Annotated in this window: 17 protein-coding genes; 6 read left to right on the top strand and 11 right to left on the bottom strand. The window is 59.7% G+C overall.

What is annotated here, in order from left to right; translation table 11 throughout:
• Window positions 1-191 precede the first annotated feature (191 nt).
• Window positions 192-971, bottom strand: coding sequence for an enoyl-CoA hydratase (locus SJY36_RS08155; protein ID WP_009824570.1), 780 nt, complete (start codon window positions 969-971; stop codon window positions 192-194).
• Between the two features lie 63 nt (window positions 972-1,034).
• On the opposite strand from SJY36_RS08155, the gene SJY36_RS08160 reads away from it, so the two are divergent.
• Window positions 1,035-1,454: a PaaI family thioesterase gene (locus tag SJY36_RS08160; RefSeq protein ID WP_005853451.1), complete on the top strand. Its 420-nt coding sequence runs from the start codon at window positions 1,035-1,037 to the stop codon at window positions 1,452-1,454.
• Between the two features lie 87 nt (window positions 1,455-1,541).
• On the opposite strand, the gene SJY36_RS08165 is transcribed toward SJY36_RS08160, so the two are convergent.
• Entirely contained in the window at window positions 1,542-1,772 is a 231-nt protein-coding gene (locus SJY36_RS08165) for a DUF1127 domain-containing protein (protein WP_005853453.1), read from the bottom strand.
• Between the two features lie 98 nt (window positions 1,773-1,870).
• On the opposite strand from SJY36_RS08165, the gene SJY36_RS08170 reads away from it, so the two are divergent.
• The 4 genes from SJY36_RS08170 (at window position 1,871) to SJY36_RS08185 (ending at window position 5,595) form a co-directional block, all read left to right on the top strand.
• Entirely contained in the window at window positions 1,871-3,301 is a 1,431-nt protein-coding gene (locus SJY36_RS08170; protein ID WP_386174181.1) for a PLP-dependent aminotransferase family protein, read from the top strand.
• 162 nt (window positions 3,302-3,463) lie between these two features.
• Window positions 3,464-3,925 carry a 50S ribosomal protein L13 gene (gene rplM, locus SJY36_RS08175; protein WP_005853457.1) on the top strand — a complete coding sequence of 154 codons (462 nt, stop codon included), beginning with the start codon at window positions 3,464-3,466 and terminating at the stop codon, window positions 3,923-3,925.
• Window positions 3,926-3,927: 2 nt separating this feature from the next.
• On the top strand, window positions 3,928-4,428 hold the full coding sequence (gene rpsI / locus SJY36_RS08180) for a 30S ribosomal protein S9 (RefSeq protein ID WP_005853459.1): 501 nt from the start codon (window positions 3,928-3,930) through the stop codon (window positions 4,426-4,428).
• 177 nt (window positions 4,429-4,605) lie between these two features.
• Window positions 4,606-5,595 (top strand): LLM class flavin-dependent oxidoreductase, encoded by a 990-nt coding sequence (locus SJY36_RS08185; protein WP_386174184.1) that lies wholly within the window; start codon window positions 4,606-4,608, stop codon window positions 5,593-5,595.
• Here the strand turns inward: SJY36_RS08185 and SJY36_RS08190 are convergent.
• The 8 genes from SJY36_RS08190 to guaA form a co-directional block, all read right to left on the bottom strand.
• On the bottom strand, window positions 5,592-6,209 hold the full coding sequence (locus SJY36_RS08190; RefSeq protein WP_005853462.1) for a TetR/AcrR family transcriptional regulator: 618 nt from the start codon (window positions 6,207-6,209) through the stop codon (window positions 5,592-5,594). The genes SJY36_RS08185 and SJY36_RS08190 overlap by 4 nt on opposite strands.
• Window positions 6,202-7,071 carry a polyphosphate kinase 2 gene (ppk2, locus tag SJY36_RS08195; RefSeq protein ID WP_386174187.1) on the bottom strand — a complete coding sequence of 290 codons (870 nt, stop codon included), beginning with the start codon at window positions 7,069-7,071 and terminating at the stop codon, window positions 6,202-6,204. Before ppk2 ends, SJY36_RS08190 begins: the two co-directional genes overlap by 8 nt.
• A 52-nt stretch (window positions 7,072-7,123) precedes the next feature.
• Window positions 7,124-8,086 (bottom strand): alpha/beta fold hydrolase, encoded by a 963-nt coding sequence (locus tag SJY36_RS08200; protein ID WP_386174190.1) that lies wholly within the window; start codon window positions 8,084-8,086, stop codon window positions 7,124-7,126.
• A gap of 1 nt (window position 8,087) precedes the next feature.
• A complete protein-coding gene (gene metA, locus SJY36_RS08205; RefSeq protein ID WP_386174193.1) occupies window positions 8,088-9,020 on the bottom strand; it encodes a homoserine O-succinyltransferase in 933 nt (310 codons plus the stop codon).
• An 83-nt stretch (window positions 9,021-9,103) separates the two neighbouring features.
• A complete protein-coding gene (locus SJY36_RS08210) occupies window positions 9,104-9,958 on the bottom strand; it encodes an ATPase (protein WP_132996623.1) in 855 nt (284 codons plus the stop codon).
• A 161-nt stretch (window positions 9,959-10,119) separates the two neighbouring features.
• Window positions 10,120-11,241, bottom strand: coding sequence for an OmpP1/FadL family transporter (locus SJY36_RS08215; protein ID WP_386174197.1), 1,122 nt, complete (start codon window positions 11,239-11,241; stop codon window positions 10,120-10,122).
• Window positions 11,242-11,384: 143 nt separating this feature from the next.
• Window positions 11,385-12,248: a DMT family transporter gene (locus SJY36_RS08220; protein ID WP_386174200.1), complete on the bottom strand. Its 864-nt coding sequence runs from the start codon at window positions 12,246-12,248 to the stop codon at window positions 11,385-11,387.
• 73 nt (window positions 12,249-12,321) lie between these two features.
• Window positions 12,322-13,884 carry a glutamine-hydrolyzing GMP synthase gene (gene guaA, locus SJY36_RS08225; RefSeq protein ID WP_386174203.1) on the bottom strand — a complete coding sequence of 521 codons (1,563 nt, stop codon included), beginning with the start codon at window positions 13,882-13,884 and terminating at the stop codon, window positions 12,322-12,324.
• Window positions 13,885-14,084: 200 nt separating this feature from the next.
• Here guaA and SJY36_RS08230 point away from each other — a divergent pair, with 200 nt between their 5' ends.
• On the top strand, window positions 14,085-15,623 hold the full coding sequence (locus SJY36_RS08230) for a trimethylamine methyltransferase family protein (protein WP_037944248.1): 1,539 nt from the start codon (window positions 14,085-14,087) through the stop codon (window positions 15,621-15,623).
• Here the strand turns inward: SJY36_RS08230 and SJY36_RS08235 are convergent.
• Window positions 15,616-15,915 (bottom strand): DUF6477 family protein, encoded by a 300-nt coding sequence (locus SJY36_RS08235; RefSeq protein ID WP_386174206.1) that lies wholly within the window; start codon window positions 15,913-15,915, stop codon window positions 15,616-15,618. The two genes, SJY36_RS08230 and SJY36_RS08235, sit on opposite strands and share 8 nt — an antisense overlap.
• Window positions 15,916-16,073: the final 158 nt, after the last annotated feature.

The raw sequence follows: 16,073 nt of genomic DNA on the forward strand, positions 1-16,073 counted from the left end.
AGGGGGATTTTTGGGGTCGCCGCTGCGGGAACGGTCGGTCAGTGAGAGGCTGACCTGGAGGGACCTTCCGCCGGCGGCGACCCAAAATCATCAAGGCATCTGCCTTGTCTTATTTGTGCCACAAAAGCGCCCGAATTGAAAGCACGAATTCGTGATCTGTGCGGCACCATCGGAAACAGTCTGTTTCCGGCTTACTGATCCCACTCAGGGGTGCGCTTTTCCAAGAAGGCCGCAATACCCTCCGCTGTGTCGGGGTTGAGCATGTTTTCCACCATCACGTCGCCCGTGTAGACATAAGCTTGCGCGACCGGCATGGCGAGCTGCGCATAGAAGGCCTGTTTGCCGATCTTGACCGCTGTGCCCAGCTTGTCCGCGATCTGCTGCGCCAGCGCTGTCGTCTGCGTCGCAAGCTCATCTGGTGGGGCAATACGGTTGATCAACCCCAGCTCGCGGGCGCGGGCTGCATCGATAAACTCGCCCGTGGTCAGCATCTCGAACGCCTGTTTGCGCGGGATATTGCGGCTGAGCGCGACCATCGGGGTCGAACAGAACAGGCCGATATTCACCCCGTTCACGCCAAAGCGCGTATCCTCGGCCGCGACCGCAAGATCGCAGGTCGCGACCAACTGACATCCCGCGGCAGTGGCGATGCCGTGGACTTGCGCGATCACGGGCTGGGGCAGGGACTGGATGCGCGCCATCAGACGGGCGCAGCGTTCGAACAGGTCTTGGAAGCCGGCGACACCCCCATCCTTGGCGTCGCGCAACGCCGTCATCTGCTTCAGATCATGCCCGGCGCAGAACGCCTTGCCTGCCCCGGCAAGGATGACGACCCGTATATCGGGACGATGCGCGATCTCGTCCAGACGCGCCTGCAACGCGGCCAGCATCTCGTCCGACAGCGCGTTCAACCGGTCCGGCGCGTTCATCGTCAACCGGACTACCGCACCGTCACATGCCATTTCGACCATTGTCATCTTGAACCCCTCCCGCTTTTCCCAGAGCCTAGCCGCGACATATGAGGGAGGACAAGTATGCCAATTATGATGGATGCCGACGCGCTCGCGGTTTTTATGAAAGACGTGTTCAAGCAGGTCGCCGATGATTTCGCCATCGACCATGTCGGAGAGACGGATCTGACCACACGTTTGCTCACCGCGGACCGGCACCTGCGCCCCGGCGGCACCGTGTCCGGCCCGTCGATCTTCGCGCTGGCCGATGTCAGCGCCTATCTGATGACCTTGGCGCGAATCGGGCCCAAAGCTCTGGCGGTGACCACAAACTGTTCGATCGATTTCATGCGCAAGCCAGCGGCCAATACCGATCTGATCGCCAAGACGCGGTTGCTCAAGCTTGGCAAACTTCTGTCGATTTGTGATGTGCTGGTCTATTCCGAAGGGCTGGACGACCCTGTCGCGCGGGCATCGCTGACCTATGCCATTCCGCCACGCTGATTGTACCCCACACTGACGGGTACAATCGAAAAAAGGGCCGGTATTTACCGGCCCGAGTGAAGAGGTCTGGACTGCGCCACAGGGACGTTACGCCTTCCAGAACACCCGAATAGACTCATCATGAGCCTGTCGCGGTGTGAGTCCCACGTCTGCCAACTGCCAAGGCTCAAGCTGTGCGAGCGCTTTGCGTGTCCGGCGACGCGATGCCATCTTCGTGACGCAGACCGCAAATTTGACCGCAAGAACAGCGGCAAACGGTGTGCTGCGCTGGTTCAGGATTGCCACGGTTTCGTGGTTGAGGGTCAGGGTCTGTGTCATGAGAATCTCCTATTTCTGAATTGTATTGACACAATGTTACGTTTTGCCGTATCAAAGGGGTACAAAATGCGATACATTTTGAAAAGGAAAACATTGTAATGGGTACAATTTGGCAACCTGATCAAATTGACGGGCCTGGCCCTAAATACAAAGCCGTTGTTACAATGATACGAAACGGTATCTCGAACGGCGCTTTATCGGCGGGGGAAAAACTGCCACCGGTGCGAGAACTGGCATGGAAGCTTGGCGTCACGCCGGGGACCGTGGCACGGGCCTATACGATGCTGACCGAAAGCGGGTCGTTGCAGGCCGAGGTCGGGCGCGGCACCTTTGTCGCGCTGCCACCCACGACCCCCGATCGCAACAGCCCGATCGAGATGGATGTGATCGCCCACCACGTGCATCAAGGGACCAAGAATTACCCCGCGGATACCTATGCCGTGAACATGTTCTCGCCGCACCTCCCATCGGCGGGGCAGGCGACGCTGATCCGCAATCTGATTGCCGAGGTCGCTCAGGATCCGGCGTCAGGTGTGATGCATTATCCCAGCCGTACCGGGGCGCGCCCCGCACGCGAAGCCGTGGTCAAATGGCTGGCCGGCACGCCGCTGGGATCCTTTACCGAAGCCGATGTGATCCTGTCTCACGGCGGGCAAAATGGTTTGTCTCTCGTGTTCCAGTCCATCCTGCAAGGCCGACGCCCCGCCATCGCGATTGAAGAGCTGTCGTACCCCGGTTTCCGCCGCGCGGGCGAGCTGCTGCGCGCCGATGTCATTCCGGTGGCCATGGATAAAGACGGCGTGATCCCCGAAGCGCTGGACGAGGTGGCGCGGAACCATGATCTTCAGATATTCTGCACCTCGCCCGAAGTGCATAACCCGACCGCCGGTTTCACACCTGTGGCACGCCGCGAGGCGCTGGTTGAGGTGGCGCGCAAACATGACTTTCAAATTGTCGAGGACGATTGTTATCGCATGCGCGTAGAGCGTGCGCCGACCTACCGGATGCTTGCCCCCGAACGCGGCTGGTATGTCTCTTCGCTGGCTAAGACCCTGACCCCTGCGCTGCGCATCGGCTTCGCCATCGGCCCCCGCCAGCGCACACCCGATCTGCGTCGCGTGGCCGAATATAATTGCTTCGGTCTTGCGACCCCGCTGATCGACCTTTGTGCCAAGCTGCTGGTACATCCAGATATCGACGCCATCGCCGAAGGCACGCGTCAGGGCTTTAACGCCTATGTCCAAAGCGCGGTGAATATACTGGGCGGATATGATGTGGCGTGGCGCACCAACGTGCCGTTTTTATGGCTGAGCCTGCCGGTTGGCTGGCGGGCGGGTGCGTTCTGTCAGGCTGCTGAAGGGCAGGGTGTGCAAATCCGCTCGGCCGAGGAATTCGTCTGCCGCGATGCCCGCGCGCCCCATGCAGTGCGGCTTGCGATCAACGCAGGCGTGGCGCTGCACAGTTTTGAGGATGCGATCATGCGCCTGCGACATCTGCTGGACTCTCCACCCGAGCAGTTGAGCGTGTGATTTTTGTGGGGTATAATAATACCTAATTTGCAAGCTATTGTTTTTGTGTGAAAAAATAGGGAATGTGGCGCTTGACGTGGCGAAGAGCGTGTTTATAACCCAGCCATCAGATAGCGGGGTTCGGTTTCGGACCCTTTCACCAAAGTAACGGGAATTCCCTCCATGAAAACCTTTTCTGCAACACCGGCAGATATCGACAAGAAATGGATCATCGTCGACGCTGAAGGCGTCGTCCTTGGCCGTCTTGCGTCGATCATTGCCATGCGTCTGCGCGGCAAGCACAAGCCTTCCTACACACCTCACATGGATTGCGGCGACAACGTCATCGTGATCAATGCCGAGAAAATCCAGATGACCGGCAAGAAGCGTGAAGAAAACTTCTACTGGCACACTGGCCACCCCGGCGGGATCAAAGAGCGTACCAAAGCTCAGATCCTTGAAGGTGCGCACCCCGAGCGTGTTGTGACCCAAGCGGTCAAGCGCATGCTGCCCGGCAACCGCCTGAGCCGCCAGATCATGACCAACCTGCGCGTTTACGCCGGTTCCGAACACCCCCACGAGGCGCAAAGCCCCGAGGTTCTGGACGTGAAATCCATGAACTCTAAAAACACGCGGAGTGCATAAGCATGGCTGATGAAATCAAAACACTCGAAGGCCTCGAAGCGGCCGTAACCGAGAACATCGGTGGCGTTCAGGGGACAGAAGTTGAAATGACCCCACGCGAGCCCGTGCGTGACGCGCAAGGCCGCGCCTATGCAACCGGTAAGCGTAAAGATGCGGTTGCGCGCGTCTGGATCAAACCAGGTTCCGGTAAAGTCATCGTAAACGGCAAAGCGCAAAACGAATATTTTGCACGCCCCGTTCTGCAGATGATCCTGGCACAGCCATTCACCATCACAGGCACCGACGGTCAGTTCGACGTTGTTGCAACTGTGAAAGGTGGCGGTCTGTCCGGTCAGGCGGGCGCGGTGAAGCACGGTGTTTCCAAAGCACTGCAGCTGTACGATCCCTCCCTGCGCGGCGCGCTGAAAGCGGCAGGCTTCCTGACGCGCGACAGCCGCGTTGTTGAGCGTAAGAAGTACGGTCGTGCGAAAGCGCGTAAGAGCTTCCAGTTCTCCAAGCGTTAAGCTTTACTTTACAGTTTTTGGAAAAGGCCGCTCCTGCTGGGGCGGCCTTTTTCGTATGCGCCTGAGGCCAGCCGACCCTTCGGGGAGAGTTTATTTCGCAAAATGAAGCCGGCGGGGTGGTTTTGTTTTCAATGCTGCGTGCTTAGGTAAAGGATGCGTTAAAAACGGAGCCGCCCCATGCGATATTCAGTCCTTGATCTTTCCCCCGTGCCCGAAGGGTCAGATGCCCGCCAGGCCATTGCGAATACGATTGATCTGGCAAAGCGGACCGAGGCGGCGGGATATTATCGCTACTGGATGGCAGAGCATCACAACATGCCGGGGATCGCCTCTGCCGCGACATCGGTGTTGATCGGGCATGTGGCGGATCACACCTCTCGCATCCGTGTGGGCGCGGGGGGCATCATGTTGCCGAACCACGCGCCGCTGGCGATTGCAGAGCAGTTTGGCACGCTTGCCACGATTCACGGAAACCGGATTGATCTGGGCCTTGGCCGCGCGCCCGGTGGGGATCAGGCCGTGTACCACGCCTTGCGGCGCGGGATGCAAGGGGGCGACCGTTTCCCCGAAGATGTGGCCGAGCTGATCGGCTATCTTGGCGAGGCCCCTGTGGGGGCGCGTGTGATGGCGCATCCGGGGCAGGGCACGCATGTGCCGGTGTGGATATTGGGCTCTTCGCTTTATGGCGCGCAGTTGGCGGCGCATTTCGGGCTGCCCTATGCCTTTGCCTCGCATTTCGCCCCCGATGCGTTGGAAGACGCCGTGGCGATTTACCGTCGCGATTTCAAACCCTCGGCGCAGTGGGAGAATCCGCATTTCATGTTGGCGGCGAATGTTTTCGCGGCGGATACCGATGAAGAGGGGGCCTACCTTCGGACCTCCATGCAGCAGGCTTTTGTGCGATTGCGCACCGGCAAACCGGGCAAGCTACCGCGTCCCGTGCGCGATATTGATGCCGAGGTTGGCGTTCAGATGCGTCAGGCCGTCGATCAGGCCCTGCGGGTCACGGCCGTGGGCAGCCCCGAGCGCGTCGCGCGGCAACTGTCGCAGATGATTGAGACATATCAACCGGATGAATTGATCCTGACTGGGCAGATCCACGACCACGCCGCGCGGGTCAAATCCTTCGAGATCGCGGCACAGGCCTTGGCGGAGATCGCCGCCTAGTCGTCCGGTCCCACCAGACCAAGGCCGCGCAGGTAGATGCCAATGCCGCTTTCCAGCAGATCATCTGCGGGAAAGGGCGAGGCCCTGCCGGGGGAATTCCGCGCGAAAAGTTCAACGACCCCGTGGCTCAGCGCCCAGATATGGGCCGAGAACATCGAGGCGGGCGGGCGTTTTTCCAACGGGATATGCTGGCTGAGATCGCTTGCGGCCTGTTCCAGCACCCCATTGGCCCGCGCCGCAGCGGCGGCCAGATCGGGGGTGCGGTTGACGGAAATACCGCTTTCGAACATCGCGATGTAATGACCCGGATAATCGCGGGCGAAGGCAAGATAGGCACGGCCCGTCGCCTCGAACGCCTTGAGCGCGGAAGGCTGGCCGGATTGATATGCGGCTTCCATCAATTCGGCAAAGATATCATAGCCTTGCAACGCGCCTTCGGCGATCAGGTCTTCGCGGCCCTCGAAATGGCGATAGACGGCTGCGGGGGTGACACCCGCCTGTTTCGCCGCCTCTGATAGGGTGAACCCCGTGGGGCCGCGATCCTCGATCAGTTTGAGCGCGCCGTCAATCAGCGCCTGTCGCAGGTTGCCGTGGTGATAGCCGCGTTTAGGCATCCCAGATATCCGGCCCGCCGCAAATCTGGTCATCAATCGCGCCGATCGCCTTGGTATCTTTGCCCGTATATTCAAACGCGTGGAGCACGGTCCGGATCGCTGCCAGCCGCGCGCGACGTTTATCGTCAGAGCGGATCACCGTCCACGGGGTCTGCGGCGTGTGGGACCGCTGCAGGGTGTCCTTGATCGCGGCGCTATAGGTGTCCCATTTCGCCAGCCCTTTGACATCGATGATGCTGAGCTTCCATTGCTTCAGCGGGTCGCCTTCGCGCGCGAGCATCCGCCGCAGCTGTTCGCCGCGGCCTACGTTGAGCCAGAATTTGAACAGGTGCAGCCCATCGTCCACCAGCATCTTTTCCAGCGGGACAACCTGATCGAAGAAGGCTTCACGCTGGGCCTCGGTGCAAAAGCCGAAAACCGGTTCGACGACGCCGCGATTGTACCAGCTGCGATCAAAGAACACCATGTCGCCGGCGGTCGGCAAATGCTTGATATAGCGTTGAAAATACCACTGACCTGCTTCGGTTTCGGTGGGTTTGGGCAGGGCTACCACATGGGCGGAACGCTGGTTCAGGTTCTGACGGAAGCGCGAGATGGTGCCGCCTTTGCCCGCAGCGTCGCGGCCTTCAAAGATCATCGCGATCCGCGTGCCGGTGTCGCGCGCCCATGCTTGCAGCTTGACCAGTTCGATCTGGAGCCGATCCATCTCGCGGTCATATTGCTTGCGCCCCAGACGTTCGGAATGGGGATAGCTGTCGCTTAGGATATCTTCCTTATCGGCGCGTTTGATCGCCTTGTTGATGGGCGCGGGCGCGTCGTTTTCGAAATAGGCGCTGATCGCACCGTCAAAGGGCAGGTCCATGGGGGCCTCCTCAAATATCCTGTTCACCCTAACTTATGGAGCGTTCTGCCCCCTAGCGCAAACCCGCACGTGTCGCTGCGCGGTCAATGGCGGCGATGACGTCGGGTTGGGTCACATGTTGTGGCATATGGCCGATGCCGGGCAGGGTGGTCAGAACCGCGTCGGGCAGTTGCGGCGTTGCGATTGCCGCGTGGACATCCAGCGGGACGATGGTGTCTGCGGTGCCGTGGATCAGCTCGACCGGCATGGTCAGCGTATCATATTTCGGGACCATCTTCTTGATCTCGGGCAGCAGCGTGTTCACCTGTTGCGCATTGGCGCGCATGGACATCCGGCGCAGAGACAGGCCGGTGCCGATGTGGTCACTATAGCCGTCAGGCGTGGCTTGCGGGGCAAAGATCGCGCCGACGCTGGCGCGTACAAATCCCTGCGGCACAAAGGCGGTGACCAGCGGGATCACAATACCCGACCCGAAGGCAGAACCGGTGATCTTGTACTGCCATCCAAGGTCACCTTCCCACGGCTCGGACACGCCGGATACGAGCACCAGCGCCGCCGTGTCATCGGGCCGCGACAGCCCCCACGCCAGCGCCACCGCGCCGCCATAGCTGTGCCCCAGCACGATCGGAGTGTTCACTCCAAGCCTGTCCGCTGCCTTTTGCAACAGCGCGGCCTGTTCATGGGGTGTGGCCGCCGTGGCATTCCATGCGCCCGCGTGCTGGGGCAAATTGTCGGTCCACCCGAGCCCCGGACGGTCGAACAGGATAACGCGGTAGCGGTCGGCAAGCTGGTCCACCATGTCAAAGGTGAAATCCCGCATATTCCCTGACGCCCCGTGGATCAGCACCAGATCCGGCCCGCTGCCCTGCACCTTGGCATGGACCTTGACGCCGTCGATATCGATCAGCTCGCCAATCGGCGGGTAGGCGGCGTTGGCCGCAGCCTCGCGGGTGCTGGCCCGCCAGTGCACCACGATCACCAAGCCCACGGCGACCAGCGTCAGGATCAACAGCATGCTACGTCCCAAAATTGCTGCGACCGATGTCGTTCAGATCGTAGTGGGTGGTCTGGTAGATCTCGTTGATCCAGTTGCCGTAGAGCAGATGCGCATGGCTACGCCAGCGGTTCAGCGGCACCTGCGCGGGGTCATCATCGGGGTAATAGTTGCAGGGCACGTTGATCGGCGTGCCTTGGGCGACATCGCGGTCATATTCGTCCTTCAATGTGTCGCGGTCATATTCAAGGTGATTGAAGATATAGAGCGCCCGATGCCCTGCATCCTCGACCAGACAGGGGCCGACCTCCTTGCTGCCGAGCAGGGTGGTGAGGCTGGGCACGGCGGCGACCTCTGCCGCGCGCATTTCGGTCCAACGGCTGACCGGCACCACCAGATCATCCGAGAACCCGCGCAAATAGGGCGACGACGGTTCAAGGTTGCTGTGGCGGAAGCAGCCGAATGCTTTTTCTTCCAACAGATGCTTTTTGATACCGTGGAAGTAATTGATCATCGCCATGCCACCCCAGCACACGCCGAAGGTCGAATGGACATTGGTCTGGGTCCAGTCAAAGACGCGGGTAAGCTCTTCCCAATAGGTGACGTCATCAAAGTCCAGATGCTCTATCGGGGCACCGGTGATGATCAGCCCATCGAATTTCTCGTGGGTCACTTCCTCGAACGGGCGGTAAAAGCTTTCAAGGTGATCTGCGGCCGTATTGCGCGACTGGTGGTCGGACATGCGGATCAGGCTGAATTCGATCTGCAAGGGCGTGGCCCCGATCAACCGCGCGAACTGGTTCTCTGTCTGGATCTTTTTCGGCATCAGGTTCAGCAAGGCAATGCGCAAAGGCCGAATGTCCTGACGCGCCGCCATTTCCTCGTCCAGCACCATGACACCTTCGCGCGTCAGCACGTCATAGGCAGGCAGGTCGGAAGGCAGTTTAATCGGCATGTCGGTATTCCACGTCTAGGGGCTCAGGTCTTGCATCATCTGCGCCGGATTTAGATAAGCGCCCGCGCAGAGGGCGCCAAGGGTCACGCGCTTAACGTCCCCGCGATCAGGTCGTTGAAATCATCCTCGGATTTGAGCCCGGCCACCTGATCCGCGGTCACGGTCACGCCCCATCGCGACATCGCCTCGTAGCGCGGCTGTCGGTGGGCAAGCGCTTGGGCGTAGGTCCAGCGGATAAAGGCATCCGGATCGACATCATCCTCTTGGCAGTTGTTTTCGCTCAGATATTCCTGCCACACCCGCAGCAGGAACTCGGGCTGGTAGGCCATCGGCTTGGGGGCTTTGTCAAAGCGGCGGATCAGCTCTTGGGTGTGAGCATCGTCGCCCTTGATCCAGACCGGCAGACATTCCGCCGACAGGGTTTGCATCAGCGGATCATTGTCGTCATCGGGGTCCACCCATTCACAGATCGAGCCGCCGGTGTCACAGATGAAATGCGGATACCCATAAAGCGTCTGCGCACGGCGCGCGAAATGGCCGGTGTCGCGCAGGGCTGCGATCTCTGCCTGTTTGAACGCTTCCTGTCGGGACGCATATTCCGCCATCGGCAAGCCCCCCTTGGCCGCATCGCCGGGCTTGCCCAGCCAGGTCGCCACGGGCGAGAGATTATCAAAGGTGATGTTTGACCCGATGTAGATGCTGTCGCTCAGCAGAAGATCCCGCAGGAAGGGCACCTTCATCGCTTCGGCCTTGGCGTTGTCGGCGATGGTTTCACCCAGGTATCGCGTGCCGATCCGGTAGTCGATGGAGTAGTGGAACCACCCCCCCGATTGCCGTAGCAGATGCGCCATATGCGTCTTGCCCAGACCCGACATGCCAAAGACCAGCACATGTTTATGCGGCGCGGCACGCCACGCATCGGCAGAGGGGTAGAGCATGGGTCGTCATCCTTGGAACGTCTTGTTTCGCAATGAGTAGCCTAGCCTGTGCCCAGACACCAGACGCGAGCCATCGGCCACGAGACGTCAGACATCGCGCCCCCATGAAAAAGCCCGCCACATTGCTGGGGCGGGCTGATAGAGCGTTGCTGTGGTAGGGCTCAGAAGTTGTAGCCGAACTTAACCCCGACAGAGACTGCAGAGTTGTCTTCGAAGTTTGCCTGCGGCGTATTCTGTGTGGTTGCCCGCGCATCGCCAAGCTCGGTATAGCGCACGCCCAAGCTCACATCGAACTGGCTTGTCGCCTGATATTTAGCGCCCAAGGACACATACCGTGCACCATCGGTTGGCGCGAGCGGAGAGACTTGATCGTCACCGTTCGCACGCTGGTATCCGATCGCAATCGAGCCAGACCACTGGTCGTTGAAGCGACGGCCGACGCCAATTTCGTAATCGGTGGAATCTTCGATATTCGTCAAACTAAGCCCATTAGTCTGAGCATTGAAGACATCGGGAGATACAATTGTATCAGAGTAACGAGCATAGCGGATTGAGCCAAATACCAAGGTATCAGCCGCGACCCCGGTTTGAAATTCTAGGTTGAGACTTTCGGGCGTCTCGACTTCGGTGTCTGTGCGTCCTGCTGGGTTGATGGGGGCGCCGTTTCTGGTTTCTAACGTCGACAAATCATGTGTAATTTTCGAGTTATACGTCAGCGCAACGCGCATCGCGATGTCCGGCTTTTCAAAGGCCGCACCGATTACATATCCGACGGCGCCGTCAGAATCGAAGTCAGCACGATATCCGCTGAGCGGCCCGTATCCTAAACCTTGCAGCGCAACAGTCGCATCGACTTCTTGATAGCGCAGACCGCCGTGCATGCTGAAAGAATCGTTAAACTTGTACCGCGCCAGTGCGGTAATCGCGAAGCTGTCCACAGTCGCCTGGGTTCCACCATAGGACGTGGAACTTGGTACTGCAGGGTACACAACGTCGGACCCGAATGGTTCATCAACGACAACAGCAAAGGACAGCTGATCGGAATACTGATACTTAAGGCCGCCGCCAATGACATTGAAATCTTGGGCAATATTGCCTGTATCGCCACCACCGCGCACATCGGTGCCGTCAATAGAAGGCGAGACGCGGCCAAAGCTGAATTCGAAACGGTTGCCATCTTCGAACAGAATGCCGATGTCTTGGCCAGAACGATCCAACCCCCCCGCGTGCAACGTGGATGCGCTGCCCAACAGGGCCGCCATTGCGATTACTCGATACGTCATCTCTAAATACTCCTCCCCAGAAGCGATGCAGCCACAACACGCAGCCACAGTTTATACAGCAACTGAAGAGCAGGGTGCGTCAATCTGTCAATTCTTGACCAAGGGGAAGTCTGCGCCCCTATGCCAGAACTGTTGCAATTTCGTTACGAAACGCGGCGGGATTCGATCCAGAGGTTCATGTAATTGCCAGCAAAGATTATCGAGCCGCCGATGAAAACCCAGATATCCAAGGCCTCGGCATAGACCAGCATTCCGATGACGGCGATCAGGGGCAGGCGGACAAAGTCGATCGGAACGACCACTGTCGCAGGCGCAATGGACAAGGCGTTGGTCAGACAGAAATGTGCCATAAGCCCTGCGACACCGATCAGCAACAATAGCGGAATTTGTGCCATCTCGGGCACCGCGATATCCCCGTCGTAACCGGCCATGATCACGCCAAAAACCAGTTGCGTCACGGTCAGGTAGAACAGGATACAGGTGATCGTCTGGCTGCGCGTCAGCCGCTTGGTCAGCATGATCGTCAGTGCAAAGAAGATCGCCGAGGACGCCGCCGTGATCACGCCGGCATTCAGCCCGGCAATCGTCGGACGGGCAACACAAAGGATGCCGATGAACCCAAGAACCGCCGCCAAAGCCCGCACCTTGGTAAGCCGTTCGCCCAAAATCAGCGGCGACAAGACAATCACCCAAAGCGGAGAAGTGAATTCAAGCGCAAAGACCTGCGCGAGCGGGATCACGGTAACCGCGTAGAACCACAGATTCTGTCCGGTGAAATGCGCCAGATTGCGCCCGATCTGCGTGCCGAAATCGCGCCGGTTGATCTGCCCCCAGGTCCCGTAAACGGTCGCGAGCGTAAACACAGCGATCACGCCCACCAGTGACCGGTACATCATGATCTCGAACGTATCGAGGCTGCCGCCAAGCTCGCGCCCGGCAACGGCCATCGCAGAGAAAGACGTGATCGACCCCATCATCCACAAAGCCGCCCTTAGCGTCGGGGTCATGGTCTCTCTTCCAAATGGAAAAAAATCCCCGCCGGAGGCATCTTTGTCATGCGGCCGATCACAGCCATTCAAATCATTCCCATTCAATGGTGCCGGGAGGTTTCGATGTGATGTCGTAGGTCACCCGGTTGATGCCCGGGATCTCGTTGATGATACGCGTCGCGGTCTCGCCCAGGAATTCATGGGTGAACGGATAGTAATCCGCCGTCATCCCATCGACCGAGGTGACGGCCCGCAGGGCACAGGCGAAATCATAGGTCCGCCCGTCGCCCATCACCCCCACGGTGCGGACAGGCAGGATCGCCACAAAGGCTTGCCAGATTTCATCGTAAAGCCCGTGCTTGCGGATCTGGTCGATATAAACCGCATCCGCCTCGCGCAGGATGTCGAGCTTTTCGCGGGTGATCTCGCCGGGGCAGCGGATGGCGAGGCCGGGGCCGGGGAAGGGGTGGCGGCCGATAAACGACGGCGGCAGACCCAGCTCGCGGCCAAGCTCGCGCACCTCGTCCTTGAAAAGTTCGCGCAGCGGCTCGACCAGCTTGAGGCCCATCTTTTCGGGCAAGCCGCCCACATTATGATGCGATTTGATTGTCACCGACGGCCCGCCGGAAAAGGACACCGATTTAATGACATCGGGGTACAGTGTGCCCTGTGCGAGGAAGGTGGCATCGCCGACTTCCTTGGCGTGTTTCTGGAACACGTCGATGAACAGTTTGCCGATGATCTTGCGCTTGGTTTCGGGGTCGGACACGCCATCCAGCTCGCCCAGGAACCGTTCCTGTTCGTCGGCGTGGATCAGCGGCATGTTGTAGTTGTCACGGAACATGGTGACAACCTCTTCGGCCTCGCCCTTGCGCAGCAGACCGTGGTCGACAAAGACGCAAGTGAGCTGGTCCCCAATCGCTTCGTGGATCAGCACGGCCGCGACCGAGGAATTGACCCCGCCGGACAGACCGCAGATGACCTTTTGATCGCCGACCTGTTCGCGGATCGCGGCGATGGCCTCGTCGCGGTAGGCGCTCATTGTCCAGTCGCCCTTGAAACCCGCGAGACGCACAAAGTTTTCATACAGGCGCGCGCCATTGGGGGTGTGATGCACTTCGGGATGGAACTGTACGGCATAGAAATTGCGCGACACATCGCCGGTGACCGCGAAAGGCGCGTGAGGCGAGGTGCCGTAGACTTCGAAACCAGGCGCGATGGCGCTGACGTGATCGCCGTGGCTCATCCAGACTTGCTCTTTCTCGGTGAGGAACCAGCCTTCCAACAGCTCAAGACGGGCCTCGGAGGGGGTCACATAGGCGCGTCCGAATTCAGCGGTGCCGTGACCGCGTTCAACCTTGCCGCCCAAGCAATGCATCATGACCTGTTGGCCGTAGCAGATGCCAAGGATCGGAACCCCAAGCTCGAACACCGATTGCGGTGGCATGGGCGCACCTTCGGCGAAGACCGAGGACGGCCCCCCCGACAGGATCACCGCCTTGGGCGCAAAATCCTTGAGAAAGGCATCATCCACCGTGTTGAACGGGTGGATTTCGCAGAACACATTAAGTTCACGCAAACGGCGGGCGATCAGCTGGGTGACCTGGCTGCCGAAGTCGATGATGAGAAGGCGGTCATGGGAGATATCTGTCATGCAGACTGATTATGGGCGGATGGCCTGCGTGGCAAGAGTGGAGTGGGGGCCAGCCCCCAGACCCCCGGAGTTTATTTTGGCAAAATGAAGGGGTCGGCGGAGCATGATGTCGGTTTTTGACCTCTAAGGCCGTAAACCGCGTAAAGCCTGCTGCGTGAATGGGGTAGCTAGGCGTCAGTTTTGGCGGAAAGGAAGACCTCATGGCGGAATCAGCAAGACGCGGGCGCGGTGGTGGCGGTGCGGCACGTCGGGCGGCACGCTCGGCTGTGTCCTTCGAGACAGCGAAATACATCGAACGCAACATTCCCAACTACGAGGTGTTGACCGAAGAGGCGCTGCAGATCATCGAGTATAACGCCGATACGGTGCTGGAAGAGATCGGCGTGAACTTTCCCGACAATCCCGAGGCACTGGCGCTGTGGCGCGCGGCCGGGGCGGATGTGACCGGCGACCGCGTGCGTATCCCCCGCGGGCTGGCACGCGAGCTGTGCAAGACCGCGCCGTCGCAGTTCACCCAGCACGCGCGCAACCCCGCGCGCAACGTCGAGATCGGCGGGCGCAATCTGGTGTTGGCCCCGGTCTATGGCCCGCCCTTCGTGCGTGACACCGCCGGGGGCCGTCGCTATGCCACGATGGAAGATTTCAACAAATTCGTGAAGCTTGGCTATATGTCCAAGTGGTTGCACCATTCCGGCGGCACGGTCTGTGAGCCCACCGATGTGCCCGTCAACAAGCGCCATCTGGACATGCTCCATGCGCATATGACGCTGAGCGATAAACCCTTCATGGGATCCGTCACGGAACCGAGCCGCGCGCAGGATTCGGTGGACATGTGCAAGATTCTGTTCGGGGCGGATTTCGTCGATCAGAACACGGTGATGACGTCGCTGGTGAACATCAACTCGCCCATGACGTTTGATGATGTGATGATGGGGGCGCTGAAGGTCTTTGCCGAGAACAATCAGGCGTCGATCATTTCGCCGTTTATCGTTGGCGGCGCGATGGCACCGGTATCCGTGGCAGGGACATTGACGCAGGTTCTGGCCGAGGTCATGGCCGGCATCGCCTATAGCCAGCTGATCCGCAAGGGCGCGCCGGTGATTTTCGGTGCCTTTGTGACCTCGATCGACATGAACTCGGGTGCGCCGACCTTTGGCACGCCGGAGGCCGCGCATATCACCTATGGGGCGGGACAGTTGGCGCGGCGGATGAACCTGCCATTCCGGTCCTCGGGCTCGTTCTGCGGGTCAAAACTGCCCGACGCGCAAGCAGCCTATGAGACGGCGAACAGTCTGAACATGGGGCTTTTGTCGGGGGTGAACTTTATGCTTCACGCCTGTGGCTGGCTGGAAGGGGGGCTGGTCGCCTCGTTCGAGAAATTCGTGATGGATGCCGATCAACTGGGCGCGTTGCACCATTTGGCGCGCGGTGTAGAGATTGACGAAAACGCGCAAGCGCTGGATGCGATCCGCGAAGTTGGTCCGGGCGGGCATTATCTGGGATGCGCACACACCCAGGCCAACTTTAAGGAAGCCTTCTGGAAATCCGATCTGCTGGACTACAAGCCATTTGAAACATGGTCAGATGAGGGTGCGCGCGATACCCAGTCGCTGGCGGCGGCGCGGGTCGAAAAGCTGTTGGGCGACTATGTGCAACCGCCCATGGACCCCGAGACGCGTGCGGCGCTTGATGCCTTTGTCGCGGAACGCAAAGCGGCGGAACCCGACAGCTTTATGTGACCGCATCCCGAAAGGTTTCGCGCAAGATCGCGGCCTCGGCAATGAGGGCGATCATCACCTCTATATGACGGACCAGGTTATAGCCTGCGTCCGTCTTTTTACGTCTGGCGTTCAGGTCTGCCTCTATATCGATCAGCTGCACCAGCACCACGGCGCTGCGCGGTGGGGGCGCTTTCCCCAGTATCCGTCGCAGGGCCGGGCCGCGGCGATAGCTGCGGGCCCCGATGGTGCCTGCCTGCACCAATATGGCGGGACGGTGGATACCGCTGAGGCGCGCTAGAATATCTTGCATAAAATCAAATCCTTGCTGGCTGCGGCTGCATGCCATTGCATGGCCGCTCACGGGCAGGATTTCACGCAGGACACTGGTGTTGCTCGCGTGGCTGGGTCAGCGTGCGTCGCGGTTACGACTGTTTACCGTTTGGAAACAATTATGGGTTGTATCGGTAA

It is taken from the genome of Sulfitobacter sp. R86518 (genome assembly GCF_042466275.1).
GTDB classification, from domain to species: Bacteria; Pseudomonadota; Alphaproteobacteria; order Rhodobacterales; family Rhodobacteraceae; genus Sulfitobacter; species Sulfitobacter pontiacus.